Source organism: Stenotrophomonas sp. SBJS02 (assembly GCF_020428325.2).
GTDB lineage: Bacteria > Pseudomonadota > Gammaproteobacteria > Xanthomonadales > Xanthomonadaceae > Stenotrophomonas > Stenotrophomonas africana.
Window position 1 is genome coordinate 3,270,877 of sequence record NZ_CP109812.1, and the last position, 25,034, is coordinate 3,295,910.

Sequence of the window (25,034 nt, forward strand, 5' to 3'; positions counted from 1 at the left end):
AGTGACGCGGGCCACGGCCACGCCAAAAGCTGGCATGTGATGTGCGTCACATTTTTCAGGTTGTCTGGTTTGGAAGCCAAGGGGGTCCCCAATGGTTGTCCACCGTCGGCTGGCGCTCTGCGTCGGCCTTGCCTGTACCGCGCTGGCCTGGGCCAGCAGCGCTGCCCCGCCCGACCGCGAGGCGGCCCTGGCCGAGATCGGTCACTACCGCGACCAGGCGCGCTGGCTGGATGCCCTGGGCGCGATCGAGCGCGCCAGCCAGCAACAACCGGATGACGACCTGCTGTTCAAGCTGCGCGTGCTGACCCTGGGCGACATCGGCAACGCCTGGCGCGCGTGGGAGCTTTACCAGCAGCGCCCGCAGCTGTTCGACGCCGCGCAGAAGCAGCGCTTGGAAGGAGACTACCTGGCCAAGCTGGTGGTCTGGAGCCTGGCCTACAGCAGCAGCGAGGACAGCCGCCTCGAAGAGGCCGAATCGACCCTGGCACGCATGCAGCGCTACCTTGGCGGCGAAGGCACCCCATCCTCGCAGGCACCACTGCGTATCCGCATGGATCGGCTGATCCTGCTCAACCGCCTGGGCCGCCATGCGCAGGTGCGCGAGGAAGCCCGCGCACTTCAGGCCGAAGGCCATGCCCTGCCCGACTATGTGCTGCCTGCGGTCGGCGATTCGCTGATGGCCACCCTGCATCCGGAAGAGGCCATTCCGGTGCTGCAGGCGGCAGTGGCCGGCGACCCGACACGCGATGCCTCGCATTCGGAACTGGCCTATGCCTACCTGGAGAGCGAGCAGCAGGAAAAGGCGATCGACCTGCTGCAGGGCTGGCGTGACAAGGCGCCGGCGTGGCGCTGGAGCAACGGCAAATCACCGTACGCGAACTGGTCACGTTACGAGGCCGACCTGAATCTGGCGATGGTGCGCGCCTACAGCGGCGACCTGGGTACCGCGCAGCACGACCTGGAATCGATGGTGGACATCGCGCCGGGCAACGGCGGCCTGCAGAGTGCACTGGGCAGCGTCTACATGATGCGTGGCTGGCCACGCCGGGCGCTGCAGCGCCAGCAGATGGCCCACGCGCTGGACCCGCGTGACATCGAACCTCGGCTGGGAATGGAGGAGGCCTACGTCGCCCTGCAGCGCGACGACCTGGCGCGGCCGCTGCACGACGACCTGATCGCGCGCTACCCGACGCAACCGGCGGTCGAACGCATGGACCAGGCCTGGCGCGCGCACCGCGGTTGGCAGCTGAAGGCATGGACCGACATCGGACGCAGTACCGGTGGCGGTGGCACCTCGCCGTTGGGAAACAACGATCGCCACTACGGCGTGGAACTGGAGACACCGATCCTCGACGACCGCTGGCGGTTGTTCGCCCTCGCCGACCGGCGCTCCACCGATTTCCAGGACCAGCGTATCGATCCGCTGTGGCTGGGCGCAGGCGTACGCTACCGCTTCGGCCAACTGGATGCGGAAGCAGCGGTATTGCGCGCCAACGACCACACTGGCGATACCGGCCTGCGCGTCGGCGTCGGCTGGCAGTTCAACGACCACTGGCATGCCGGCGTGGTGGCCGCACGCAATGATCCGGAGGCATCGATGCAGGCACGCTCGGCCGGCATCACCGCCGACAGCGTAAGCGCACAGGTGGACTACCGGCGCAGCGAACGCACGCACTGGATGTTCGGCGCCAGCCGCTTCCGCTATGACGATGGCAACCATCGCGAACTGTTCGGCACCCGCCTCGAACAGCGCCTGCTGACCCGCCCCCGCTGGTTGGTCGATGGCCTGGCCAGTGCCTACACCAGTCGTGGCAGCCGCGACGATGCGCCCTACTTCAACCCGAAGCGCGACCGGATGGTCGAGATCGGCCTGCGCATCGACCAGCAGCTGTGGCGCCATTACGAGCGCCACTTCCGGCACCGGCTGACCGTCTCGCTGGGCGACTACTGGCAGGACGGCTTCGGCAGTGCGTTGGTGCCGTCGGTGTCCTACATGCACGAGTGGCAGCTGGGCCCCGGTCGCGTGTTCGAGTATGGCGTGCGCTGGTCGCGGCCGGTGTACGACGGCCATCGCGAGCGCCATATCGGCTTCGAAGCTGCACTGCGCTGGGGAGACTGACATGACCCGCTTCCTGCGACTGATCGTGCTCCTGCTGCTGGCCTGCGTGCCACCGGCGTTCGCGCAGCAGTCCGTGCATCTTGATGCGATCGACAACGGCCTGCTGATCCTCAGCTACCACGACATCCGCGACCAGGTGGCCGCCAAGGGCGATGCCGATACCTATGCGGTGAGCACGCAGAACTTCGCCGCGCACCTGGACTGGCTGGGCGCGCATGGATACCACCCGGTTTCGCTGTCACAGCTGATCGAGGCCTCGCAGGGCCGTGCGACGCTGCCTCCGAAACCGGTGCTGCTGACCTTCGACGATGGCCTGCGCAGCGTCTACGACAAAGCCTTTCCGCTGCTGCGGGCCTACCACTACCCGGCCCTGGTAGCGGTGATCACCGACTATGTGGACATGGCACCGGGCCGCACCATCGACTACGGCTACCGCCCATTCGGCCACGACGACTTCGTCACCTGGGCGCAGTTGAAGCAGATGCATGACAGCGGTCTGATCGAAGTGGCCAGCCATACCGACGACCTGCACCACGGCGTGCTTGCCAATCCACAGGGCAATTCGACGCCCGCCGTGGTCACCCGCATCTACACCCCAGCCACGCGAAGCTACGAGAGCGAGGCGCAATACGAGCAGCGACTTCGCGCCGATCTCTCGCGCAGCGTGCAGCGCATCGAGCAGCACCTGGGCGTGCGCCCGCGCGCCATTGTCTGGCCATACGCGGCCTACAACCGGTTGAGCAACGAGATCGCCGAACAGCTGGGCATGCCGGTCTCATTCGACCTGGAAGGGCGCAGCACCCCGGTGGCCAGTGACCTGCACGGGTTGGCGCGGTTGCTGGTGAGCGACAACCCGACCGTGGAAGGGCTGGCCTACGAACTGCGCCGTGATGTCGCGCTCGACGGCATCCGCGCTCTGCAGATCGACCTCGATGATGTGTACGACCCGGATCCGGCGCAGCAGGCACGCAATCTGGATGCGCTGATCGAGCGGGTCAAGCGCATCGCACCGACGCACGTCTACCTGCAGGCGTTCGCCGATCCGGACGGCAACAACACCGCCGATGCACTCTACTTCCCCAACCGCCACATGCCGATGCGCGCGGACCTGTTCAGCCGCGTCGCCTGGCAGCTGAAATCCCGCGCGGGCGTGAAGGTCTACGCGTGGCTGCCGGTGCTCGGCTTCGAGCTGCCCGACCCGGTGCAGCGAAAGGCGCTGGCGATCCGCAACGGTGATGCCGACGGCATGTACCGCCTGGATTTCACCAACCCGAAGGCCAGGCAGATCATGCTCGACAGCTACGAGGATCTGGCGGTCAATTCCTACTTTGAAGGTCTGCTGTTCCATGACGACGGCTACCTGCGCGACACCGAGCTGCCCACTCTGGCGGCCGGTGAAGATGGCAGCGCACGTACCCAGGCACTGATCGCCTTCACCCTGGCCCTGCGCGACAGTGCGCAGCGTTGGCGGCCGAAGCTGGCCACGGTACGCAACCTGTATGCCGAGCCGGTACTCCGCCCGCAGAGTGAGGCCTGGTTCGCGCAGCGCCTGGACCTGTTCAACAAGGCCTACGACCAGACCGCACTGATGGCGATGCCATGGATGGAAGGCAGCAAGCACCCCGAACGCTGGCTCGACCAGTTGCTGGCGGCAGTGCGCGCGCACGATCCCCAACTGCAACACACGCTGTTCGAACTGCAGACCGTCGATTGGCGCAATGGAAAGCCGATTCCCGCCGAGCGCCTGCGTGCACAGATCCGCCAGCTGCAGGCGCAGGGCGTGCACCACTTCGCCTGGTACCCGGACGACTTCATCGCCGACCAGCCCTCCACCCGCGATGCCCGCGCGGCGATGTCCGCCGGCAACTTCCCGTACCCGGAGAAGTGACATGGACATGCATCCGCTGCTGCAGGTCCTGTTCCAGTTCGCCTTCTACTACCCGATGGTGATGGCGTTCTTCTGGATGTCCGGCGGCCTGTACTACTACTTCCGGCGCGAGCGCCACTCGCGCCCGCGCAACGATCCGCCGTTGATGCTCGATCCCCCCTTCGCAACCGTGCTGGTGCCCTGCCACAACGAAGCGGAGAACCTGGACGATACGCTCACTGCGGTGCTGGCCCAGCGCTATCCCGCCGACTACGAAGTGATCGCCATCGATGATGGCAGCAGCGATGACACCGGCGCGCGACTGGACGCACTGGCAGCGCAGCATCCGCGGCTGCGCGTACTGCACCTGGACCGCAACCTGGGCAAGGCCAATGCGCTGCGCATGGGTGCGCTGGCCGCGCGCTCGGAATACCTGGTGTGCATTGATGGCGATGCAATGCTGGAAGAGCATGCGCTGCACTGGATGGTCTGGCACCTGGTCAGCGGCAACCGGGTTGGTGCAGTGACCGGCAACCCGCGCATCCGCAACCGCTCCACCCTGCTCGGACGCCTTCAGGTGGCGGAGTTTTCCTCGATCATCGGCATGATCAAGCGCGCGCAGCGCGTGTACGGGCGCATCTTCACCATCTCCGGAGTGATCGCCGGCTTCCGACGCACCGCCCTGCATCAGGTCGGCTGGTGGTCGGACGACATGGTCACTGAGGACATCGACATCAGCTGGCGCCTGCAGCGCGCGCACTGGGACATCCGCTACGAACCCAATGCGCTGTGCTTCATCCTGATGCCGGAAACGCTGAAGGGCCTGTGGCGGCAGCGGCTGCGCTGGGCGCAGGGCGGCGTGGAAGTGATGCTGCGCCACGCCGGCTCGCTGCTGCACTGGAAGGAGCGGCGCATGTGGGGCGTACTGCTGGAGTACGTGCTGAGCGTGATCTGGGCCTACACGATGTTGTTCATCGTGCTGCTGTGGGCACTGGGCAAGTTCATCGAACTGCCACCAGAGTTGCACATCGCCAGCCTGCTTCCGCAGTGGCATGGCGTGATCCTGGCCCTGGTCTGCCTGCTGCAGTTCGCCAGCAGCCTGATCATCGACCGGCGTTACGAAACACAGATTGGACGCAATTACTTCTGGGTCATCTGGTACCCGATGGCGTACTGGCTGATCAGCCTTTCCACCACCCTGGTGGCGCTTCCCAAGACCCTGCTGCGCCGTCGCAGCAAGCGCGCCACCTGGACCAGCCCCGACCGGGGGATCCGATGAACGCACGACACCCGTCCAACCGCTTCGACTCGCGGATGATCCGCAAGCCACACCATCAACCGCGCTTCCAGCGCACTGCCTGGGGATTCGTCACCCTGGCGTTCTGGGGCTTCTACTTCTACCTGTGGGCACCACTGGTGACCCTGGTGTCGTGGCTGATCGGCGGACAGCTGGCCTGGCGGCAGCTGTACGAACGGCAAAGCCAGTTCGACCCCTATGTGCTGGTGGCGCTGCCACTGATGCTGCTGTGCGCCAGCGTGCTGCTGATCGGCTGGGCCGAGTACAACCGCGCGCGCTTCCGTGGCCACGACCGGCGCCTGCCGCGACCGTTGGCCAGCCTCAATGAAGTGGCCGCTGACCTCGGGGCCAGCACCGGGCTGGCCGAGCGCCTGCTGGCCTGCAAGGCCGCCACGCTGCACATGGACGATCACGCGCGACCGATCGGCATCCGTCGCGAGGTGGTGTGACCCACCGGGGTCTACCGCGAAGAGCATCCACGCATGGCGTGGATCTACTTGCGCGTCTGCCCTTCACCGCGCACGACAAATCGTTCGACGGTGAGTGCCTCCAGGCCCATTGGGCCGTACGCGTGCAGGCGCGTGGTGGAAATGCCGATCTCGCTGCCCAGGCCCAACTGGCCACCATCGGAGAAACGCGATGAGGCATTGACCATCACTACCGCCGAGCGCAGCGCAGTGACGAAGCGCTCGGCGTGGCCGGCGTCTTCGGTGGCGATCACTTCGGTATGGTCGGAGGTATAGCGGCGGATGTGCGCGATGGCCGCCTCGAGGTCATCAACCACGCGCACGGCCAGCACCAGGTCGAGGAACTCGGCAGCGTAATCCTCATCGGTCGCCGCCGTGCTGCCCGGCAGCAGCGGTTGCGCCTGCGCATCGGCGCGCAGCTGCACGCCACGCTCACCGAGCGCCTGGGCCACGCGTGGCAGGAACGCTTCGGCCACATCGCGGTGCACCAGCAGGGTCTCCAGCGAATTGCAGGCCGACGGACGACTGCACTTGCCGTCCACCAGCAGATCGATGGCTTTGCTGAGGTCGGCGCTGGCATCCACGAACAGGTGGCAGACACCCTTGTAGTGCTTGATCACCGGCACCCGCGCATGCTCGGCAACGAAGCGGATCAGGCCTTCGCCGCCGCGCGGAATCGCCAGATCGATCAGCTCATGCAGCTGCAGCAGTTCCAGCATTGCTTCGCGACGCAGGTCGGTCAGCACGGTCACCGCTGCCGGCGGTACGCCATTGGCCTGCAAGGCACCCGCCAGCGCCTGGGCGATGGCGGTGTTGGAGTGGATCGCCTCGGAGCCACCGCGCAGGATCACGCCATTGCCGGCCTTCAGGCACAGCGCGGCCGCTTCGGCGGTCACGTTCGGGCGCGCCTCGTAGATCATTGCGATCACGCCCAGCGGCACGCGTACCTTCTGCACGCGGATGCCGTTTGGACGCACATCGTCGCGGGTGATCTGGCCGACCGGATCGGGCAGCGCAGCCACCTCACGCACGGCTTCGGCCATCGCGAACAGGCGTGCCGGGTCCAGCGCCAGGCGGTCGAGCATGGCACTGCCAACGCCCTTGTCGCGCGCGGCGGCGAGGTCACGCGCATTACCGGCCAGGATCAGCCCGGCATTCACTTCCAGTGCCTGGGCCATCGCCAGCAGCAACGTGCGGCGGGACGCGCTGTCGAGGCCGGCAACGGTCTGGGCCGAATCACGGCAGGCACGTGCCTGCACTTCGATTTCGCTCATCGGGGAGTCCTTCAAACCGGTCATGGCAGCACCAGATCGTCGCGATGGACGACACTGCCACCGTAGTTGTAGCCCAGCACGGCCTCGATGTCGCGCGAATGGCGGCCGGCGATCCGGCGCACATCATCGGCCGCGTACTGGCTGACGCCGCGCGCCACGCAGACGCGGCCCTGTGGCGCGTTCCAGCACACCTGCACCATGTCGCCACGGCGGAACATGCCCTCCGCGCCGGTGATGCCGCCGGGCAGCAGCGAGGCGCCCTTCTCGCGCATCGCCTGCGCCGCGCCGGCATCGATCACGATCGCACCCTCGACCAGCGGCGCGTGCCGCAGCCAGTGCTTGCGGGCCGCCTCACGGCTGCGCGCGGCGTGGATACGGGTACCGAACAGGCGGTCCTGGGCCAGCGCGCGTACCACGTCACCGCTGCGGCCATTGAACAGATAGGTTTCGATGCCGAGACGACCCGCCTTGGCCGCCGCTTCCAGCTTGGTGCGCATGCCGCCGGTACCGGCGCGCGAGCCGGCGCCGCCGGCCATCGCCAGCACCTCGTCACTCAGTTCCGGCACGTCGTGCAGCGGCCGCGCGTCGGCCACGGTGCGCGGGTCGGCGCTGTACAGGCCATCGATATCGGTGGCGATGAACAGCGCATCGGCATCGACCAGCGCCGCCACCGTCGCCGCCAGGTTGTCGTTGTCGCCAAGCTTGAGCTCGTCCACCGACACGGTGTCGTTCTCGTTGACCACCGGCAATGCTCCCAGCCGCAGCAGTTCGTTGAGCGTGGCGCGGGCGTTGAGGTAGCGGCGGCGGTTGCGCAGGTCGTCATGGGTCAGCAGCACCTGCGCCACCGGGCGCTCGAAGAAGCGTTGCCAGAGCCCGATCAGCTGGGCCTGGCCGAGCGCGGCCAGCGCCTGCCTCGCCGCCATCGCCGCACCGGGCTCATCGGCCCGCGGCAGGATCGCGCGCCCCGCCGCAACCGCACCGGACGACACGATCACCACCTCGCGCCCGGCCAGTACATTGGCCGAGACGAACTGGGCCAGGCCCAGCGCGTGGCGCGGCGACAGGCCACCGCCATCAGCCGCCAGCAGGCTGCTGCCGACCTTCAGCACCGCACGCCGCCATGGCGGCAGCGCTTGTTCGGGGAACGGCGAGGCGACGTGGGCAGCGTGCTGGATCATCGGTCAGGCTCTCAGCGGGTATTCCATTCGTGCACGGTCAGGTCGGAGGCCTGCATCGTCACCAGCGGATCGGTGGCGATGATGGCCTGCGCCTGCGCCAGGCTGTCCACGTTGCACAGCACATAGGCACCACCGCTGCCATCGGCGAAACCACCGGTCAACTGCAGCTTGCCCTGCGCCTGCAACGCGTCGAGGAATTCGCGGTGCGGCTGCACCGCTGCATCGTTGAAGTCCGGCCGGCGCATGGCCATCACCAGGTAGACGGTGCCCGCCATCAGGACAGCGCCTGCCAGCGCGCGTGCAGCTCGTCCAGGCGCAGATCGGCGGCCGAACCCGGCGACACACGCGCGGCCAGGCTGCCTTCCGGCGTGCGTCCTTGCCCTGCGCTGTCGGCACCAGCTGCAGCGGCCTTGTAGGCCTCACGGAACGGTACACCGGCCACGGCTGCTTCCACGGCGACGTCGGTGGCATACATGCCCGAGTCGATCGCTGCGCGCAGCCGGTCGTCACGCCATTCCAGATTGGCCAGCAGCGCCGGCAGCAGCTCCAGTGCGGCGAGGCCACGGCCGAAACCGTGGAAGATGGCGCCCTTGGACGACTGCAGGTCGCGGTGGTAGCCCGACGGCAACGACAGCAGCTGCTCGATCTCGGTGCGCGCAGCGGCCACGCTGGCGTGGGTGGCACGCATCAGCTCGATCACGTCCGGGTTGCGCTTGTTCGGCATGATCGAACTGCCGGTGGTGTACTGCGCCGGCAGCGCGACGAAACCGAACTCGGCGCTGGTGAACAGCGACAGGTCCCAGGCGATGCGGCGCAGGTCCAGGGTCGCGCCACCCAGTGCTTCCAGTGCGGCCAGCTCGAATTTGCCGCGCGACAGCTGTGCATAGATCGGCGAGATCTGCATGCGCGCGAAACCGAGCGCGGCCGTGGTGTGTTCGCGGTCCAGCGGCAGGTTCACGCCGTAGCCAGCGGCGGTGCCAAGTGGATTGGCGTCAACCAGTGCATGGGTGTCGCGCGCGCGGATGGCGTTGTCGATGAACGCCTCGGCCCAGCCGGCCCACCACATGCCGGCCGAGGACACCACGGCACGCTGGATGTGGGTGTAGCCGGGAACCGGCAGGTCCTTCTCGGCCTGTGCGCGGTCCAGCGCGACCTTGGCCACCTCGGCGCTGAGCTGCGCCACGCGCTGCAGCTTCTCCTTCAACCACAGGCGGGTGGCGACCAGGATCTGGTCGTTGCGGCTGCGGCCGGTGTGGATCTTGCGGCCGGCATCGCCGAGGCGTTCGGTCAGGCGCGCTTCGATCGCCGAGTGGCCATCTTCGTACTGCGTATCCAGCACGAAACGGCCTTCGCGGAAGTCCTGCGCCAGGATCTCCAGTTCGCGCAACAGGCCTTCCAGCTCGTCGGCGCTGAGGATGCCGATGTGCTGCAGACCCTGCGCATGCGCGGCGCTGGCGGCGATGTCATGCAGGAAGAACTCGCGGTCGAGGATCACGTCATCGCCAGCGAGGAAGGTCTGGATCTGGGCGTCGACAGCAACGCCGGGCTTCTGCCAAAGAAGGTCTGCCATGGGGGCTCCGGAATACGTGTTCAGTGCGGGATCGACGTCAGTTCGTCGATGCCCAGCGCGAGGTTGAGGTTCTGCATGGCCTGGGTGGCCGCGCCCTTGAGCAGGTTGTCCAGGGTCGCCACCACGACGACCCGCTTGCCGCCCGGGGCCAGGGTGAAGCCACCGACCTGGGCACCGTGGCGGCCGGCGATGCGGCTGACCCACGGCGCTTCATCCACCACTTCGATCAGGGGTTCGCCGGCGTAGGCCTGCTGGAAGCGCTCGACGATCTGTTCGCGGGTCTGCACGCGGTTCAGCCACAGGTTGGCGGTAAGCGTGATGCCACGGAAATGCGGCGCAACATGTGGCATGAATTCAACAGCCACACCCAGCTGCACCGACACCTCGCGCTCGTGCACGTGGTTGGTCAGCGCGTAGGGCATCAGGTTGTCGGCCAGCAGTTCGACGTTGTTCTTGTCCGACGGCGTGGTACCGGCGCCGGAGTAGCCGGAGACACCGAAGCACTGCGGCGGACCGGCCAGCAGGTCCAGCAGCGGATGCACCGCCAGCTGCATCGCCGTGGCATAGCAGCCCGGGTTGCTGATGTGTTTCTGGCCGTTGTAGCGGCCGCGGGTCAGCTCCGGCAAGCCGTAGTACCAGCTGTTGTCGAAACGGTAGTCGGCGGAGAGGTCGACGATGACGGTGTCCGGTTTCGCGGTTTCAAGCGCGGCCACGAACGGTGCGGCCAGGCCATTGGGCAGGGCCAGGATCACCGCGTCCACGCCCTTGGCCGCCACCGCGTCGGCGTCCAGGTTTTCGTACTGCAGCTCGCCCTGGAATTCCGGGTGGTGGTCGGACAGGCGCTGCCCGGCGCGCTCGCGCGAGGAGACGAAAGCCAGTTTCAGCCGTGGGTGGGCGGCCACCAGCTTGATCAGCTCGGCGCCGGTATGGCCGCGGGCACCGACGATGCCCAGGGTGAAAGTCGAATCGTTCATGCGTGACTGTCCAGGCGGTACTGCAGGTGGCGCTTCACGCCCTGCCATTCCGCATCGATGATGGAGAAGATGACGGTATCGCGCGGCGTGCCATCGGCATGCCGCTTGTGGTTGCGCAGCACGCCGTCCTGCTTGGCGCCGAGGCGGGCGATGGCAGTGCGCGAGGTGGCGTTGAACCAGCTGGTTTCCAGCACCACGCTGATGCAGCCCAGCGTTTCGAAGGCGTGCTGCAGCAGCAACAGCTTGGCTTCGGTGTTGGCGCCGGTACGCTGCACGCGCGGCGCATACCAGGTGTAGCCGAGGCTGAGTTTCGGCACACCGGCATCCATGTCATAGAAACGGGTACTGCCGACGATTCCGCCAGCCGCATCACGGATCACGAACGGCAGCACCTTGCCTTCGCTCTGCGCCTGCAGCGCGGCCCGCACATAGGTCTCGGCCTGTTCCGGCGACGGCACCTGGGTGTACCAGAGCTGGTCCAGGCCGCTGCCTTCAAGCGCATCGCGCAGGCCGGGCACATGTTCCATCTGCAGCGGCTGCAGGGTTACGTGCTGGCCGCGCAGGGTAGGAACCGTGTTCCAGGCATCGAGGTTGCTCATTGCTCAGCCCTGCAGGCTCGGGGTGCGCTGCGCGCAATGATCGACATAGGTCTTGATCCGGTCGATGCCATCGGCACCGAACCAGAACACCTTCCACTGATCCTGCTTGTAGCAGCCATCGGACTCGGCGTAGTAGAAGTGATTGATCGGGTTGCCATGGCGCGAGCGCCAGAACAGCTGCGGCGTTTCTTCCAGCATCACGTTCCAGACCGCACGGCCGAGGCCTTCGCCCTGTGCGTCGTCGAGCACGGCGAACTTGTCGAGGTACACGCCTTCAGCTTCATCAGTGAGGATGACCGCGGTGCGGTAGTTCTCGCTGACGTAGGCGCGCAGCAGCCTGGTCTTCTGGAAATAGTCCGGCACCAGGGTGCGGCCGAAGCTGGATTCGATCAGACCCTTCAGGCGCGGCAGGTCCAGTTCGTCCCAGGCGGTGGCGCGCAGCACTTTTTCGCCCTTGCGCACCAGCGTGCCCGAGCCCTTGTGGGTGAACAGTTCCTTGGCCAGGTCGGCCGGACGCGTGATCGACACCGACGATTCCAGCGGCAGGCGATCGAGCAGATCCTTGATCTGTTCGATCTTCACCTTCATGCCGCCGTGGATCCACGGTTGCGCGATCAGGTGGTCGTACTCGGTGGACAGGTTGATCGAATCGATCACGTTGCCCTGCTCGTCCAGCAGGCCGCCGGTACCGGTCAGGAAGATGATCTTGTATGGCTGCAGTTCCTGCACCAGTTCGTTGGCGGCGAAGTCGGCGTTGACGTTGAGGATCTGGCCGCCTGCGGTCTCACCCAGGCTGGTGATGACCGGGATCGAACCGGCGCGCAGGCTGGCTTCGATCGGCGCCAGGTTGACCTTCTTCACCTCACCGACCAGGCCGTAGGTGTCCACGTCCAGGTACTCGGCCTCGAACACACCACCGGTGATGGAGGTGGCACGCGCACCGTTCTGCTGCAGCGCCTCGACCAGGCGCAGGTTGGACTGCTGGAACACCCGGCGCACGATCGCCAGCGCTTCCGGCGAAGTCACGCGCAGGCCGTTGACGGTCTGCTTCTCGATACCGGCGGCCGACAGTTCGGCATCCAGCTGCGGGCCGGCGCCGTGCAGCACGATCGGGGTCAGCCCGACTTCCTGCAGGAACGACAGCGAAGAGGTCAGCGCGTCGAGGTCGTCGCGCAGCACCGCGCCGCCGACCTTGACCACGGCGAAGCGCTTGGCATCCAGCTGCGAAAAGCGCTTGAGGTACTGGCTGATCTCCTTCGCGCTGGCCATGCTGGAGAGCAGGCGCACGATGGTCTGGCGGGTCTGGCGGTGGGGCTGGAGGGCAGGAGACATTTCGGTTTCGTCGGAAAGGGAATAATCAGGCGCCGGCGGCGATGATGCGGTGCACGGCGTCGGTGTAGCGCTGCAGTTGTTCCAGCGTCACGAACTCATCGGCGGTGTGGGCCTGGGCGATGTCACCCGGGCCGAACACCAGCGTGGTGTAACCACCGGCGGAGAACAGCGAGGCCTCGGTCCAGAAGTCCACGGCATTGCCGATCGGCAGGTCCAGCGCATCGGCCACGTCACGTGCCAGCAGGCGGCGGTTCTCGGCTTCGGCGATGTCGCCGGCCGGCAGGCTGGGGCCACGGAAGGTTTCGGTGAACAACGCCGCTTCCGGTTCGGCGAAACCGGCGAAGGTCGCCAGCAGGCCATCGATGTCCATCGATGGCAACGGGCGGAAGCCGAACCGTACTTCGGCAGCCGGTGCGATCATGTTGGCCTTGATCCCACCTTCGACGCGACCGATGTTGAAGCGCAGGCCGGTCAGCCCGCCGAAGCGCGCCGAAGCCAGCGATTCCACGTGGTCCAGCGCACGGTTGCCCCAGCGCATGGCCTGATGCAGCGCACTGGCGGCCGCATCCTGCTTGCCCGAAGCATGCCCGGCGCGGCCGGCGAACTGCATCAGTACCGAGCTGATGCCACGGTGCGCGAGCACCGCCTCGCTCATGGTCGGCTCGGCCACCAGCACCGCTTCGTATGGCAGGCCACGGGCCAGGAACGCGGCGATACAGCGCGGATCGTTGGCTTCTTCGTCGCTGGAGAACAGGAAGGCGGCATCGCCATCGCTGGCGTTGGCCGCCGCCACCAGCGCAGCGGCAGCGCCCTTGATGTCACACACGCCCAGACCGACCACACGGTCGTCCAGGCGGCGCATCACAAGAGGGTCGGCACTCCAGTGCGGCGAGTCCGGCACGGTATCCAGGTGCACGTTGAACAGGTACTTCGGCGTCCCGCGCACGGCGTACAGGCTGACTGCGCCCGCGCCATGGTCGATCACCTCGACGTTGAAGCCGGGCAGGTTCGCGCGCAGGTAATCGAAGATGCCACCGGTGGTGATCGCACGCGGCGGGTTGCGGGTGTCGAAGGACACCAGGGCCTGCAGGTGATCGAGCGTCTGTTCAAGCATGAAACAAAGATCCTGTGGAATTCCGCCGGGCATGGCCCGGCGCTACCGTGATGCGTCTGGTGGAGAGCCCCCTTCTTGTTGAAGGGGGCGCGCCAACGGCGCAGGGTTAAGGTGGAATGCGCGGGAGACGTGCGCGCAATTCAATCGCTCAGCGATTGACTTGCGCGTAAAGCGTCGAGCTCATGCCGAACAGCTTGATGAAGCCTTCGGCCTCCTCCACGCCCCAGTCGGCCGACTGCGCGTAGGTGGCGCCCTTGGTGTTGAGCAGATGCGGCGACTTCACCGCCACTGCATCGACGCGGCCACCACGGGTTTCCAGCACCACTTCGCCGTTGACCTTGGCCTGCGAGGACTTGAGGAAGGCTTCGATGTCGGTCTTGAGCGGGTCGTGGTAGAAGCCTTCGTACACCAGCTCCACCCACTTGCGTGCCACGTCCGGCTTGAAGCGGTTCTGCTGCTTGGTCAGGACCGCATCTTCCAGCGCGCGGTGCGCGGCCAGCAGCGAAACCAGGCCCGGGGCCTCGAAGACGATGCGGCCCTTCAGGCCGATCACGGTATCGCCGGTGTAGACGCCGCGGCCAACGCCGTACGGGGCGAACAGCTTGTTGAGCTGAGCCAGGATCTGGTCACCCGGCAGCGCCTTGCCGTTCAGTTCGACGGCTTCGCCTTCGACGAACTTCAGGGTGACGGTCAGCGCCTGTTCCGGCCACTCGCTGCGCGGCGCGCACCAGCCACGGGCACCCTCGCCCGGAGCTTCCCAACGGTCGATCTCGCCGCCGGACATGGTCAGGCCCAGCAGGTTCTCGTTGATGGTGTAGGCCTGCTGCTTGGCGCGCACGCCGAAACCACGCTCTTCCAGGTACTTCTGCTCGTAGGCGCGGGTCTGGGTGTGTTCCTTCTGGATCTCGCGGATCGGCGCGATGATCTGGTAGTCACCCAGCGCCTTCACGGCCAGGTCGAAGCGGACCTGGTCGTTGCCCATGCCGGTGCAGCCGTGGGCGATGATGTTGGTGCCCAGTTCGGCGGCACGCTTCAGCGCGGCATCGACGATCAGGTAGCGGTCCGAGACCAGCAGCGGGTACTGGCCCTGGTAGCCTTCGCCGGCCCATACGAACGGCTTGACGAAGCCTTCCCAGATGGCAGGGCCACCGTTGACGGTGACGTGGCTGGTCACGCCCAGCTCGGCGGCACGCTTCTCGATGAAATCGCGCTCTTCATCATCCACGCCGCCGGTATCGGCGAACACGGTGTGCACGTTGTAGCCGCGCTCCTGCAGATACGGCACGCAGAAGCTGGTATCCAGGCCGCCGGAGAAGGCGAGAACGACGTCTTTGTTGCTCATGGGGGTCAGGTCCACTTGGGGGATGAGAATTCGGTAGAGCCGACCGTTGGTCGGCTGGAATGTTGGATGCGCCGCTGCGGGAGCAGCCGACCAACGGTCGGCTCTACCCCCTTGTTCGATCTAGCGCCCGGCAACCGCCGCCATGATCGCCTTCTGCACATGCAGGCGGTTCTCGGCTTCGTTGATGGCGATGCACTGCGGCGAATCCATCACCGCGTCGGTGGCCTTCACATTGCGGCGCAGCGGCAGGCAGTGGCTGAACACACCGTTGTTGGTCAGCGCCATCTTCCGCTCGTCCACGATGAAGTGCTTGAACTGGTCGCGGATCGGCTTTTCCGGCTCCCAGTTGCCGAAGAACGGCAGCGCGCCCCAGCTCTTGGCGTAGACCACGTCGGCACCGGCATAGGCGCTGTCGATGTCATGGCTGATCTTCAGCGAACCGCCGCTCTCGGCCACGTTCTGCTCGGCCCAGCCCATGTAGCGTTCGTCGAGGATGTAGTCGGCGGTCGGGCACAGCAGGGTCACGTCCATGCCCATGCGGGTGGCGATGGTCAGCGCCGAGTTGGCCACGGCAGTGTTCAGCGGCTTGGGGTGATAGGTCCAGGTCAGCACATACTTCTTGCCACGCAGGTCCTGGGTGCCGAAGTGCTCCTGCAGGGCCATGATGTGGGCCAGCTCCTGGCACGGGTGGGTGATGGTCTCCATGTTGATGACCGGCACCGGCGAGTACTTGGCGAAGCTGTTGAGGACGATGTCCTGGCGGTCGTAGGCCCAGTCGATGAACTTGGGGAACGCGCGCACGGCGATGATGTCGCAGTAACGGCCCAGCACCTTGGCCACTTCAGCGATGTGCTCTTCGGTGTCGCCGTCCATCACCGTGCCGAGGTTGAACTCGATCGGCCACGCATCCTTGCCCGGCTGCAGCACCACCGCGTGGGCGCCGAGCTGGAACGCGCCCAGTTCGAAGCTGGTGCGGGTGCGCATGGACGGGTTGAAGAACACCAGCGCGATCGACTTGCCCTTGAGCTGGTCGCCGAGCTTGTTGCGCTTGAACAGCGCGGCCTGGGTCAGCAGCGCGTCGAGATCACTGCGGCTCCAGTCCTGGGTGTTCAGGAAGTGCATGGGGGACATCATCTTTCCTTGCGTGGCGGCGCCGGGTTCGACGCGGTGGAAGGGAAAACAGGAAGCAAAGGTGGAACGAAAAGGTTGCAGTTGCAGCTTTCAGAACGCAGAAACGAAAAAACCCAGCCGGGCAGCTGGGTTTTTTTCGGACGAACAGCAAAAAGCTCCGGTTACCCAGCCAGGATGTGGGGTTCCGGTCGACGCGCACGCGAGGTCATGCCCGACGCCTGTCGGGCTGCGCTGCTGTCACGCTGGAAGTCGGTGAGCTTCATGGTCAATTATCTTTGCATGCGGCTGGGGCCGGCGCAAGGGGCCGGGGTCGCAGAATCAGGGGTTGCTGGCTGTGCCCTGCTCGGGGCCGACCCAGGGGGTGATCGACACCCGGATCTTGAGCCGGTTGCCGGGGTCTTCCGGCAGCCGCGAGCGGTACTTGGTGCCCTTGTAGACGTAATCCACGTCGTAGGCGATGGGCCTGCGGAATTCACGCCCCACCGGCACGATGCGGCAGTCGCGGGTCAGCATCGGGCCGTTGTTGGCCGGTGCCGGCGCCGGGGCCGGTGACTCGGCGGCGGTGTCCTCGGAGACCTCTTCATCGCTGCGCTTGAACATCGAGCGCACCGAGTCCCAGAAGCGGCTGATCCGGCCCTTGTCCTCGACCGGCTCCTCGCCGGTGACATTGACCGGCGCCAGAGTCCGGGTCGAGACCGGCTCGCAGTGCTCTTCGGTACGGGTCGCGCGGAGGGTCTGGAACACGGGCTCGACGTTCAGCACCTGCGCGTAGTCGAACTTCACGTTCTCCACGATCACCACCCGGTTGCGGGGCTCGGCCTCCTGCGCCTGGGCCACGGCGGCCAGCGCCGACAGGCAGGCCAGGGTCAGCAACGCGGTGGATTTCATTGGCGAAGGGGGCAAGGACACGGCAATAGTGTAGGCAGTGGCGAGCGCAAGGGGCTGAACATTACCCGTCCACGCTGCTCCTGCCCACCCCACCTTGGGCGGACCCGGCGTCCACCGGTGGCAGGCGGTGCCCCCAAAGGGGGCCGACACGTTCTAAAATCACAGGCTTGTCCCCCAGCCACAGCCCCATGACCCTGCGCCTGCACAACAACCTGACTCGCCAGCTCGAACCGTTCACTCCGCTCGACCCGGCCTGTCCGACCCTGTATGTGTGCGGCCCGACGGTCTACAACTACGTACACATCGGCAACGCCCGTGGCCCGGTGGTGTTCGGGGTGCTGGCCGACCTGCTGCGGCGCCGTTTCGGTGGCCTGCGCTACGCGCGCAACATCACCGACGTGGACGACAAGATCAACACCGCTGCACGTGAGCAGGGGGTGCCGATCAGCACCATCACCGACAGGTTCGCCGCCGCCTACCGTGAAGACATGGCCGCGCTGGGCGTGGTGCCGCCGGACATCGAGCCGGAAGTGACCGCGCACATGCCGCAGATCATCACCATGATCGAACAGCTGATCGCCAATGGTCATGCCTACGCCGCCGAAGGCCATGTGCTGTTCGCGGTGGCCAGCTTCGAGAGCTACGGCAAGCTCTCGCGCCGCGACCCGGATGAAATGCTGGCGGGCGCCCGCGTCGACGTGGCCCCGTACAAGCGCGACCCGGGCGACTTCGTGCTGTGGAAGCCGTCCAGCGACGACCTGCCCGGCTGGGAATCGCCGTGGGGCCGTGGCCGCCCGGGCTGGCATATCGAATGCTCGGCGATGGCCGCCGCCCATCTGGGCGAGACCATCGACATCCACGCCGGCGGCGTCGACCTGCAGTTCCCGCACCACGAAAATGAGATCGCGCAGAGCGAATGCGCCCACGGCGGCAAGATCTTCGCCCGCTTCTGGCTGCACAACGGCATGCTCAACTTCGGCGGCGCCAAGATGAGCAAGTCGCTGGGCAACATCGAGCGCGTGCACGATCTGGTGCGCCAGCATCCGCCGGAAGCGCTGCGCCTGGCCCTGCTGTCGGCCCATTACCGGCAGCCGCTGGACTGGTCCGACGGCCTGATCGAACAATCGGTGCGCACCCTGGACCGCCTGTACGGCACCCTGCGCGAACTGGCATCGGTCGACGCGGTCGTGGCGATCCCGTCCACGGTCGAGGCGACCCTGGACGACGACCTGAACACCCCACAGGCGCTGGCCGAAGTGGCCCGCATCGCCGCCGATGCACGCCGGGCCACCGACCCGGCCGAACAGGCACGCCTGAAGGGCGAGCTTCTTGGTGCGGGCCTGGCGCTGGGCCTGCTGCAGGCCGACCCGGCACAGTGGTTCGGCACTGCGGCCAGCGACGGCGGCGACGATGCCCGCATCCAGGGCCTGATCGACGAGCGTGCCGCCGCCAAGAAGGCCCGCGACTTCGCCCGTTCCGATGCCATCCGCGACCAGTTGGCCGCCGAAGGCATCGTGCTGGAAGACACCCCGCAGGGCGTGCGCTGGTCGCGCAAGCGCGGCTGACCTGCCCTGCCCCGTGGCCGGTCCGCCGGCCACGCCCCACCGTAGAGACCGTTGTGACCGACTCCCCGTTCCCGCTTGAACCCACCGCCGCCGAGGCACAGACCGCCATCGCCGAGGAATTCGGCTTCTTCGGCGACTGGTCCGAGCGCTACCAGTACCTGATCGACCTCGGCCGCAAGCTGCCGGCCTTCCCGGAAGAATGGAAGACCGAAGAGCATCGCCTGCTCGGCTGCCAGTCGATGGTCTGGATCGTGCCGGAAGGCAACGCGCAGTCGCTGCGCTTCCATGCCATCAGTGATTCGGCCATCGTTTCCGGCCTGATCTTCCTGGCCCTGCGTGTGTACTCCGGGCGCTCGGCGCAGGAGATCCTCGCCACCGAACCGAGCTACATCCAGGACATCGGCCTGGCCCGCCACCTCTCCCCCACCCGCAGCAACGGTGTGGCGGCGATGCTGGCCTTCATCCGCGAGACCGCGCAGGCCCAGCTGCAGCGCGATCCGTCGTGAGCGAGCCTGCCACAGCCGAAGACACCGCGCTGGGCCTGCTGTCCCGGCCCGGCTTCGCCAAGCTGCTGGCCTACCGCATCTTCGCGATGCTGTCCTACCAGGTGGTGGCGGTCACCGTCGGTTGGCATATCTACGAAGTCACCCGCAATCCGTTCTCGCTGGGACTGATCGGCCTGGCCGAGGTACTGCCGTTCTTCTGCGTGGCGCCATTCGCCGGCTATCTGGTCGACCACCTGCCGCGGCGCCGGTTGGGCATGGCGGCCTGCTCCGGACTGATCGCCACCGCGCTGGTGCTGACCAGCGTGGCCAAGGGCTGGCTGCCGTTCGAAGGCGTGTGGCCCATCTATGCGGCCATCGCCCTGACCGGCATGGTCCGCGCCTTCCTGTCGCCGATCTACAACGCGTTGTTCGCCCGCGTGCTGGCCCGCGACCAGTTCGCGCGCGGCGCCGGCCTCGGCGCGGTGGTGTTCCAGGCCGGCATGGTTGCCGGTCCGGCACTGGGCGGCGTGCTGGTCGGCTTCGGTGGCAAGGGCCTGTCCTACGCGGTGGCAACAGCCTTTGCGCTGGTGGCGATGGCCTGCCTGGCTACGTTGAAGGTGGAAGAACCGGTGCACACCGGTCCTGCCGCGCCCATCTTCAAGAGCATCGCCGAAGGCGCGCGCTTCGTGGTCGGCAACCGGATCATGGTCGGGGCGATGGCGCTGGACATGTTCTCGGTTCTGCTGGGCGGTGTGGTGGCGATGCTGCCGGCCTTCCTGCACGAAATCCTGCACCACGGTCCGGAGGGCCTGGGCATCCTGCGCGCGATGCCGGCACTCGGTTCGGTGTGCGTGGGCCTGTGGCTGGCCCGCCACCCGCTGCATCGCAATGCAGGCCGCGTGCTGCTGTTCGCGGTGGGTGGGTTCGGCCTGTGCGTGATCGGCTTCGGCCTGTCGCAGCACTTCTGGCTGTCGGCGCTGATCCTGCTGTTCTATGGGGCCTTCGATGGCGTCTCGGTGGTGATCCGCTCGACCATCCTGCAGTTGGCCACGCCGGAAGAGATGCGCGGACGGGTGTCGTCGATCAACGGCATCTTCATCAGTTCGTCCAACGAGCTGGGCGCGTTCTATGCCGGCACGATGGCGAAGCTGCTCGGCCTGGTGCCGGCCGTGGTGCTGGGTGGGTTCGCCGTGCTGAGCGTGGCCGGGATCACCGCATGGAAGAACCCGACGCTGCGGAAACTGAACCTTCGCGACCTGCAATGATGCTGCGAACAGCGGATTCGGCGGCGCCGGGCGTTTGGCTGGGTCCGTTGCTCTCCCTCGATGATTGGGCTTGTCACTTTCTTTTCGCGAAAAGAAAGTAACCAAAGAAACGCTCCGCCATCCGCGAGCCGGTGCTTCTCGGTGAATCAGGGGACGGCGCGGAGAGCCAGCCGACTAGCAGTCGGCTCTACAGGATGGAGCCGCCTCTTCGCCCCTGATTCCCCTGCGGTGCTCGGCGCGCTACAAGGCGGACTCAACAGCCGCGAGCGCACGCATGACCGCTCCTGTCGGCCTGAGCCGAGCGTGGGCTCGGCTCTACATCGGCCGCGCACGCAGGAAACCGTCGAGCGCCTGCGGGTGGGTCCGGGCAGGACCATCCGCGGCATGGATGCCGCGGCCGAGCTTACAGGGATGTACTTGCAGCGTGTCCTGCCCGGACCCACCCGCAGGCTCCCTCCGATACGCGGAAGGTGCTGCTCTACACAACCAACTCGAACCCAACAAAAAACCCGGCCGAAGCCGGGTTTTCTGCATGACCAGACAACGATCAGGAATCAGTCGCCCTGCTGCTTCTGCAGGTGCTCCCAACGCTCCTGGGCGTCGATGGTGCGTTCGGCGGTGAGGCGCGCTTCCAGGCGCTCCAGGCCGATTTCTTCGCCGGTGTCGACGCAGTAACCGTAGTCGCCCGCTTCCAGGCGCTTCAGGGTGCTGTCGATCTTGCCGATCAGCTTGCGGTAGCGGTCACGGGTACGCAGTTCAAGCGAGTTCTCGGTCTCGCGGGTCGCGCGTTCGGCTTCGTCGCCGATGTCACGCACTTCCTCGCGAAGATTCTCGATGGTCTGCTTGGACTCTTCGACCAGGTCCGCGCGCCAGTTCTGCAGGCGCTGACGGAAGTACTCCTGCTGCAGCGGGCTCATGTATTCCTCTTCCGAGGACGGCTTGTAGCCAGCCGGCAGGATCGGGCGGCCGGTGGCCTCGTCGGTCTTGTACTCGACCACCTTGTACTTGCTGCGCGGGGCCGGTGCCGCCGAGCGGGCGGCGACGGCCACGGCAACCTTGCCGACAGGGCGCGACACGGTCTTCGGGGCGGAATCGGATTTCACGGCGGTTTTGGCAGGCGATTTCGAAACGGGCACGGGATTCTTGGATTGCGGGGCCTTCGAAGCGGCAGGAGCGGCGGCCGGGGCCGGCTTGGAGGCCGGTTGGGCTGCTGCCACTGCCACGGTCTTGGCCGGGACAGGCTTGGCCGGAGCCGGCTTGGCAGCAGGCTTCGGTGCGGACTTCACTACTGGGGCCGGGGTCGGCTTGACGGCCGGCACGGCAACATTCTTGGCAACCTTCTTTACAGCGGCAGGCGTGGCAACCGGTTTAGCTCCAGCGACCTTCTTTGCCGCAGGCTTGGCGACCGGTTTGGCTGCAGCCTTCTTCACCACCACCTTCGGCGCCGGCTTGGCTGCTGCCTTCTTCGCTACCGGCTTGGCGGCGGCCTTCTTCATCGGCGCGGCCTTGCTGGCGGCCTTCTTCACCACCGGCGCCTTCTTGCTGGCAGCGGCAGGCTTGGACTTGGCGGGCGCAGCGGCCTTCTTCGCCACCGGCTTGGTTGCCTTGACCGGCGTTTTCTTTGCGGTGGCCTTCCTGGCCGCCGGTTGCGAGGACGCTGCCTTGGTCGCCGGCTTGCTGGCCGGCTTCTTGGCAACGGGCTTTGCCGCCAACTTCTTCACAACAGGCTTGGCGGTTTTCTTGGCGGCCGTTGCGGCCTTCTTTGCAGTTTTTTTTAGCAGCCACGAAACGCTCTTCCTTGGATTCCCCGGGGCCCGGGAAAGCGGGCCTTTATAGCCTACCCGACCCGCAGCAGCAACCTCGACCCCCTGCTCCATTCAGTCCTGGAGTCAAGGCGCCCTTGGAGGCGGTCCGACGAACACGGACCGCCTTGCGCGGTACGGAACCTGGCCAACACCCGAAGGTGCTGGTACCGGTCGCAGGCCATCGGCGACATGCGACCAACGGCCCATCCTGCACAAATGCGGCCTTCATGCCAACTGGCATAAGATGACTGGGTGATCTCGCGCCTGCTCATCGCCCTGCTGCGCTTCTACAAGCGCTTCATCAGCCCCTTGCTGGGGCCACGCTGCCGTTTCGTGCCGAGCTGTTCTGAATACGCGATGGAAGCGATCGCGCGGCACGGTCCGCTGCGCGGCAGCTGGCTGGCTGCGCGCCGGCTGGGCCGCTGCCATCCGTTCCATCCCGGCGGCGTCGACCCCGTGCCCGAGTCCCCCAACGCCCCCTCTTGCCGTTGCACAGGAAAACACTGACATGTCCTCCACCCTCATCACCAATGCCCGCATGGTCAACGAAGGCCGCACCTTCGACGGCGATCTGCGCATCGAGAACGGCCGCATCGCGCAGATCGGCAATGGGCTGGCGCCGCGGGTCGGCGAGCAGGTGGTGGATGCGGCCGGACGCTGGCTGCTGCCCGGCATGATCGATGACCAGGTGCACTTCCGCGAGCCGGGCCTGACCCACAAGGGTGACATCGCCAGCGAATCGGCGGCGGCCGTGGCCGGTGGCCTGACCAGCTTCATGGACATGCCCAACACCAATCCGCCGACGCTGGATTCGACCATTCTGGAAGCCAAGTACGAGCTCGCGCGCGGTCGCGCCTGGGCCAACTACGGCTTCTACCACGGCGCCAGCAATGACAACCTGGACGCGATCCGCGCTCTGGACCCGAAGAAGGCGCCGGGCGTGAAGGTATTCATGGGTGCGTCGACCGGCAACATGCTGGTCGACAACCCGGAAACGCTGGACGCGATCTTCCGCGAATGCCCGACTCCGATCATCACGCACTGCGAAGACACGCCGATGATCGATGCCAACCTGAAGGCCTTCCAGGAAAAGTACGGCGATGCGCTGACCCCGGACATGCACCCGGACATCCGCTCACGCGAGGCCTGCATCAAGTCGACCCGCCTGGCGATGTCGCTGGCGCGCAAGCACGGCACCCGCCTGCATGTGCTGCACATCTCCACCGCCGACGAGCTGGCGCTGTTCGAGAAGGGGCCGCTGATCCGCGCCGACGGCAGCCGCAAGCAGATCACCGCTGAAACCTGCGTGCACTTCCTGCACTTCGCGCGCCCTGACTATGCGACCAAGGGCAACCTGATCAAGTGCAACCCGGCGATCAAGGAAGTATCCGACCGCGAGGCAATCACCGCTGCGCTGGCCGACGACGTGCTGGACGTGCTGGCCACCGACCACGCCCCGCACACCTGGGAAGAGAAGCAGAAGCCCTACGCGCAGGCGCCGTCGGGCCTGCCGCTGGTGCAGTACGCGCTGGTGGCCGCGCTGGAGCGCGTGCACGAAGGCAAGCTGACCCGCGAGCAGGTGGTGCAGAAGTTCGCGCATGCGCCGGCGCAGCTGTTCGACGTCGAGGAGCGCGGCTTCCTGCGCGAAGGCTACTTCGCCGATCTTGTCCTGGTCGAAGACGTGCCGTTCACGGTCAAGCGCGAGGACGTGCTGTCCAAGTGCGGCTGGTCGCCGTTTGAAGGCACCACCTTCCGTTCGCGCGTCGCCTCCACCTGGGTCAACGGCCAGCTGGTGTGGGACGGCAGCAAACTGGTGGGCGAGCCCGCCGGCCAGCGCATGACCTACGACCGCTGATGCGTTCGGCACTGATGATCGGGGCGCTGCTGCTGGCCGCGCCCCTACTCACCGCACCGGCGGCCCAGGCGCAGGATGGCATCGGCAGCCTGATCGACAGCCGCGTGGTGTTCCCGGCCAGTGCGTCGCAGGGTGCACTGGTGATCGGCAAGGTGCCCGCCGGCAGCCGCGTGCAGTACGCCGGCCGCCAGCTGCGGGTGAGCGGCTATGGCAGCGTGGTGTTCGGCATTGGCCGCGACGAGAAGGGTCCGCTGCGCGTGCAGGTGCAGCGCCCCGATGGTGGCAGCGAGACTGCGACCATTGCGGTGACGCCGCGCGACTGGCCCACCGAGCGGGTCAACGGCGTGCCACCGAAGACGGTCAACCCGCCGCCGGCGATTGCCGAGCGGATCAAGCGCGAACAGGCGCAGGTGACTGCCGCGCGTGCCCGCGATGACGACCGTACCGACTTCACCCAGACCTTCATCTGGCCAGTGCAGGGCCGCATCAGCGGCCGCTTCGGCAACGCGCGCGTGTACAACGGCCAGCCAGGCGCCGGTCATTCCGGCATGGACATCGCGGCACCGACCGGTACACCGGTGAAGGCACCGGCCGCCGGCATCGTGACCTTCGCCGGCCCGGACCTGTACCTGACCGGTGGCACGCTGCTGCTCGATCACGGTTTCGGGGTCAGTTCCAATTTCCTGCACCTGTCGCGCATCGACGTGAAGGTTGGCGACCGTGTCGAACAGGGCCAGGTGATCGCCGCGGTCGGCGCCACCGGTCGTGCCACCGGCCCGCACCTGCACTGGGGCATGAACTGGTTCGATACCCGTATCGACCCGTTGCTGGTGCTGGAGCGTAAGTAACGCGTGCAATGCGCCTTGGTGGGTGCCGACCTTGGTCGGCACAATCCCTCAGAGCGTGC

Annotated in this window: 22 protein-coding genes; 10 read left to right on the top strand and 12 right to left on the bottom strand. The window is 66.6% G+C overall.

Features of this window, described 5'->3' with window-relative positions:
* Positions 1-91: 91 nt before the first annotated feature.
* From pgaA to pgaD, 4 genes are read left to right on the top strand one after another with little or no spacing between them, the layout of a single operon-like run.
* Positions 92-2,119, top strand: coding sequence for a poly-beta-1,6 N-acetyl-D-glucosamine export porin PgaA (pgaA, locus tag FQS62_RS15210; protein ID WP_164158917.1), 2,028 nt, complete (start codon positions 92-94; stop codon positions 2,117-2,119).
* Position 2,120: 1 nt separating this feature from the next.
* Positions 2,121-4,007 (top strand): poly-beta-1,6-N-acetyl-D-glucosamine N-deacetylase PgaB, encoded by a 1,887-nt coding sequence (gene pgaB / locus FQS62_RS15215; protein ID WP_049445727.1) that lies wholly within the window; start codon positions 2,121-2,123, stop codon positions 4,005-4,007.
* A gap of 1 nt (position 4,008) precedes the next feature.
* The gene (pgaC, locus tag FQS62_RS15220; protein WP_049445728.1) at positions 4,009-5,265 is read left to right on the top strand and encodes a poly-beta-1,6-N-acetyl-D-glucosamine synthase; all 1,257 of its coding nucleotides are present in this window, start codon (positions 4,009-4,011) and stop codon (positions 5,263-5,265) included.
* Positions 5,262-5,732 (top strand): poly-beta-1,6-N-acetyl-D-glucosamine biosynthesis protein PgaD, encoded by a 471-nt coding sequence (gene pgaD, locus FQS62_RS15225; RefSeq protein WP_049445730.1) that lies wholly within the window; start codon positions 5,262-5,264, stop codon positions 5,730-5,732. Before pgaC ends, pgaD begins: the two co-directional genes overlap by 4 nt.
* A gap of 44 nt (positions 5,733-5,776) precedes the next feature.
* Here the strand turns inward: pgaD and FQS62_RS15230 are convergent, their stop codons facing one another.
* The 11 genes from FQS62_RS15230 to FQS62_RS15280 form a co-directional block, all read right to left on the bottom strand.
* On the bottom strand, positions 5,777-7,048 hold the full coding sequence (locus tag FQS62_RS15230) for a glutamate-5-semialdehyde dehydrogenase (RefSeq protein WP_049445732.1): 1,272 nt from the start codon (positions 7,046-7,048) through the stop codon (positions 5,777-5,779).
* Positions 7,045-8,202, bottom strand: coding sequence for a glutamate 5-kinase (proB, locus tag FQS62_RS15235; RefSeq protein WP_049451507.1), 1,158 nt, complete (start codon positions 8,200-8,202; stop codon positions 7,045-7,047). Before proB ends, FQS62_RS15230 begins: the two co-directional genes overlap by 4 nt.
* 11 nt (positions 8,203-8,213) lie before the next feature.
* Positions 8,214-8,477: a YciI family protein gene (locus tag FQS62_RS15240; protein WP_049447890.1), complete on the bottom strand. Its 264-nt coding sequence runs from the start codon at positions 8,475-8,477 to the stop codon at positions 8,214-8,216.
* Complete coding sequence (argH, locus tag FQS62_RS15245; RefSeq protein WP_049447891.1) at positions 8,477-9,772, bottom strand: argininosuccinate lyase; 1,296 nt, start codon at positions 9,770-9,772, stop codon at positions 8,477-8,479. The genes FQS62_RS15240 and argH overlap by 1 nt, the downstream gene beginning before the upstream one ends.
* 20 nt (positions 9,773-9,792) lie before the next feature.
* Complete coding sequence (gene argC / locus FQS62_RS15250; protein ID WP_134972050.1) at positions 9,793-10,746, bottom strand: N-acetyl-gamma-glutamyl-phosphate reductase; 954 nt, start codon at positions 10,744-10,746, stop codon at positions 9,793-9,795.
* Entirely contained in the window at positions 10,743-11,345 is a 603-nt protein-coding gene (locus FQS62_RS15255; protein WP_049418141.1) for a GNAT family N-acetyltransferase, read from the bottom strand. The genes argC and FQS62_RS15255 overlap by 4 nt, the downstream gene beginning before the upstream one ends.
* Before the next feature lie 3 nt (positions 11,346-11,348).
* Entirely contained in the window at positions 11,349-12,677 is a 1,329-nt protein-coding gene (locus tag FQS62_RS15260) for an acetylglutamate kinase (RefSeq protein WP_049447893.1), read from the bottom strand.
* Between the two features lie 25 nt (positions 12,678-12,702).
* Positions 12,703-13,791, bottom strand: coding sequence for an acetylornithine deacetylase (locus tag FQS62_RS15265; RefSeq protein WP_208043007.1), 1,089 nt, complete (start codon positions 13,789-13,791; stop codon positions 12,703-12,705).
* A 148-nt stretch (positions 13,792-13,939) separates the two neighbouring features.
* Positions 13,940-15,133, bottom strand: a complete 1,194-nt coding sequence (locus FQS62_RS15270; protein ID WP_049447895.1) for an argininosuccinate synthase — start codon at positions 15,131-15,133, stop codon at positions 13,940-13,942.
* Between the two features lie 120 nt (positions 15,134-15,253).
* Positions 15,254-16,264 (bottom strand): N-acetylornithine carbamoyltransferase, encoded by a 1,011-nt coding sequence (locus FQS62_RS15275; RefSeq protein WP_154349392.1) that lies wholly within the window; start codon positions 16,262-16,264, stop codon positions 15,254-15,256.
* A gap of 318 nt (positions 16,265-16,582) precedes the next feature.
* Positions 16,583-17,152: a glycine zipper 2TM domain-containing protein gene (locus FQS62_RS15280; protein WP_049447897.1), complete on the bottom strand. Its 570-nt coding sequence runs from the start codon at positions 17,150-17,152 to the stop codon at positions 16,583-16,585.
* A gap of 188 nt (positions 17,153-17,340) precedes the next feature.
* Between FQS62_RS15280 and cysS the strand changes: the two genes are divergently transcribed.
* From cysS to FQS62_RS15295, 3 genes are read left to right on the top strand one after another with little or no spacing between them, the layout of a single operon-like run.
* Positions 17,341-18,717, top strand: coding sequence for a cysteine--tRNA ligase (gene cysS / locus FQS62_RS15285; protein WP_057500183.1), 1,377 nt, complete (start codon positions 17,341-17,343; stop codon positions 18,715-18,717).
* 53 nt (positions 18,718-18,770) lie between these two features.
* A complete protein-coding gene (locus tag FQS62_RS15290) occupies positions 18,771-19,223 on the top strand; it encodes a SufE family protein (protein WP_010486631.1) in 453 nt (150 codons plus the stop codon).
* Entirely contained in the window at positions 19,220-20,467 is a 1,248-nt protein-coding gene (locus FQS62_RS15295; protein WP_049447588.1) for an MFS transporter, read from the top strand. Before FQS62_RS15290 ends, FQS62_RS15295 begins: the two co-directional genes overlap by 4 nt.
* A gap of 554 nt (positions 20,468-21,021) precedes the next feature.
* On the opposite strand, the gene dksA is transcribed toward FQS62_RS15295, so the two are convergent.
* Entirely contained in the window at positions 21,022-22,188 is a 1,167-nt protein-coding gene (gene dksA, locus FQS62_RS15300; protein ID WP_226053683.1) for an RNA polymerase-binding protein DksA, read from the bottom strand.
* A 336-nt stretch (positions 22,189-22,524) separates the two neighbouring features.
* Here dksA and yidD point away from each other — a divergent pair, with 336 nt between their 5' ends.
* From yidD to FQS62_RS15315, 3 genes are read left to right on the top strand one after another with little or no spacing between them, the layout of a single operon-like run.
* Positions 22,525-22,779, top strand: a complete 255-nt coding sequence (gene yidD / locus FQS62_RS15305; RefSeq protein ID WP_049444809.1) for a membrane protein insertion efficiency factor YidD — start codon at positions 22,525-22,527, stop codon at positions 22,777-22,779.
* 1 nt (position 22,780) lies between these two features.
* Positions 22,781-24,127, top strand: coding sequence for a dihydroorotase (locus FQS62_RS15310; protein WP_049444811.1), 1,347 nt, complete (start codon positions 22,781-22,783; stop codon positions 24,125-24,127).
* The gene (locus FQS62_RS15315; protein WP_199849301.1) at positions 24,127-24,975 is read left to right on the top strand and encodes a M23 family metallopeptidase; all 849 of its coding nucleotides are present in this window, start codon (positions 24,127-24,129) and stop codon (positions 24,973-24,975) included. The genes FQS62_RS15310 and FQS62_RS15315 overlap by 1 nt, the downstream gene beginning before the upstream one ends.
* Positions 24,976-25,034: the final 59 nt, after the last annotated feature.

What these genes read in the sequence shown, in the direction of transcription:
- FQS62_RS15260 (WP_049447893.1), bottom strand. Translation starts at nt 12,677, where the DNA reads ATGTCTCCTGCCCTCCAGCCCCACCGCCAGACCCGCCAGACCATCGTG.
- FQS62_RS15270 (WP_049447895.1), bottom strand. Translation starts at nt 15,133, where the DNA reads ATGAGCAACAAAGACGTCGTTCTCGCCTTCTCCGGCGGCCTGGATACC.
- argH (WP_049447891.1), bottom strand. Translation starts at nt 9,772, where the DNA reads ATGGCAGACCTTCTTTGGCAGAAGCCCGGCGTTGCTGTCGACGCCCAG.
- FQS62_RS15230 (WP_049445732.1), bottom strand. Translation starts at nt 7,048, where the DNA reads ATGACCGGTTTGAAGGACTCCCCGATGAGCGAAATCGAAGTGCAGGCA.
- FQS62_RS15280 (WP_049447897.1), bottom strand. Translation starts at nt 17,152, where the DNA reads ATGAAATCCACCGCGTTGCTGACCCTGGCCTGCCTGTCGGCGCTGGCC.
- FQS62_RS15240 (WP_049447890.1), bottom strand. Translation starts at nt 8,477, where the DNA reads ATGGCGGGCACCGTCTACCTGGTGATGGCCATGCGCCGGCCGGACTTC.
- FQS62_RS15255 (WP_049418141.1), bottom strand. Translation starts at nt 11,345, where the DNA reads ATGAGCAACCTCGATGCCTGGAACACGGTTCCTACCCTGCGCGGCCAG.
- proB (WP_049451507.1), bottom strand. Translation starts at nt 8,202, where the DNA reads ATGATCCAGCACGCTGCCCACGTCGCCTCGCCGTTCCCCGAACAAGCG.
- cysS (WP_057500183.1), top strand. Translation starts at nt 17,341, where the DNA reads ATGACCCTGCGCCTGCACAACAACCTGACTCGCCAGCTCGAACCGTTC.
- FQS62_RS15310 (WP_049444811.1), top strand. Translation starts at nt 22,781, where the DNA reads ATGTCCTCCACCCTCATCACCAATGCCCGCATGGTCAACGAAGGCCGC.
- pgaA (WP_164158917.1), top strand. Translation starts at nt 92, where the DNA reads ATGGTTGTCCACCGTCGGCTGGCGCTCTGCGTCGGCCTTGCCTGTACC.
- FQS62_RS15265 (WP_208043007.1), bottom strand. Translation starts at nt 13,791, where the DNA reads ATGCTTGAACAGACGCTCGATCACCTGCAGGCCCTGGTGTCCTTCGAC.
- pgaD (WP_049445730.1), top strand. Translation starts at nt 5,262, where the DNA reads ATGAACGCACGACACCCGTCCAACCGCTTCGACTCGCGGATGATCCGC.
- pgaC (WP_049445728.1), top strand. Translation starts at nt 4,009, where the DNA reads ATGGACATGCATCCGCTGCTGCAGGTCCTGTTCCAGTTCGCCTTCTAC.
- argC (WP_134972050.1), bottom strand. Translation starts at nt 10,746, where the DNA reads ATGAACGATTCGACTTTCACCCTGGGCATCGTCGGTGCCCGCGGCCAT.
- pgaB (WP_049445727.1), top strand. Translation starts at nt 2,121, where the DNA reads ATGACCCGCTTCCTGCGACTGATCGTGCTCCTGCTGCTGGCCTGCGTG.
- FQS62_RS15315 (WP_199849301.1), top strand. Translation starts at nt 24,127, where the DNA reads ATGCGTTCGGCACTGATGATCGGGGCGCTGCTGCTGGCCGCGCCCCTA.
- FQS62_RS15275 (WP_154349392.1), bottom strand. Translation starts at nt 16,264, where the DNA reads ATGTCCCCCATGCACTTCCTGAACACCCAGGACTGGAGCCGCAGTGAT.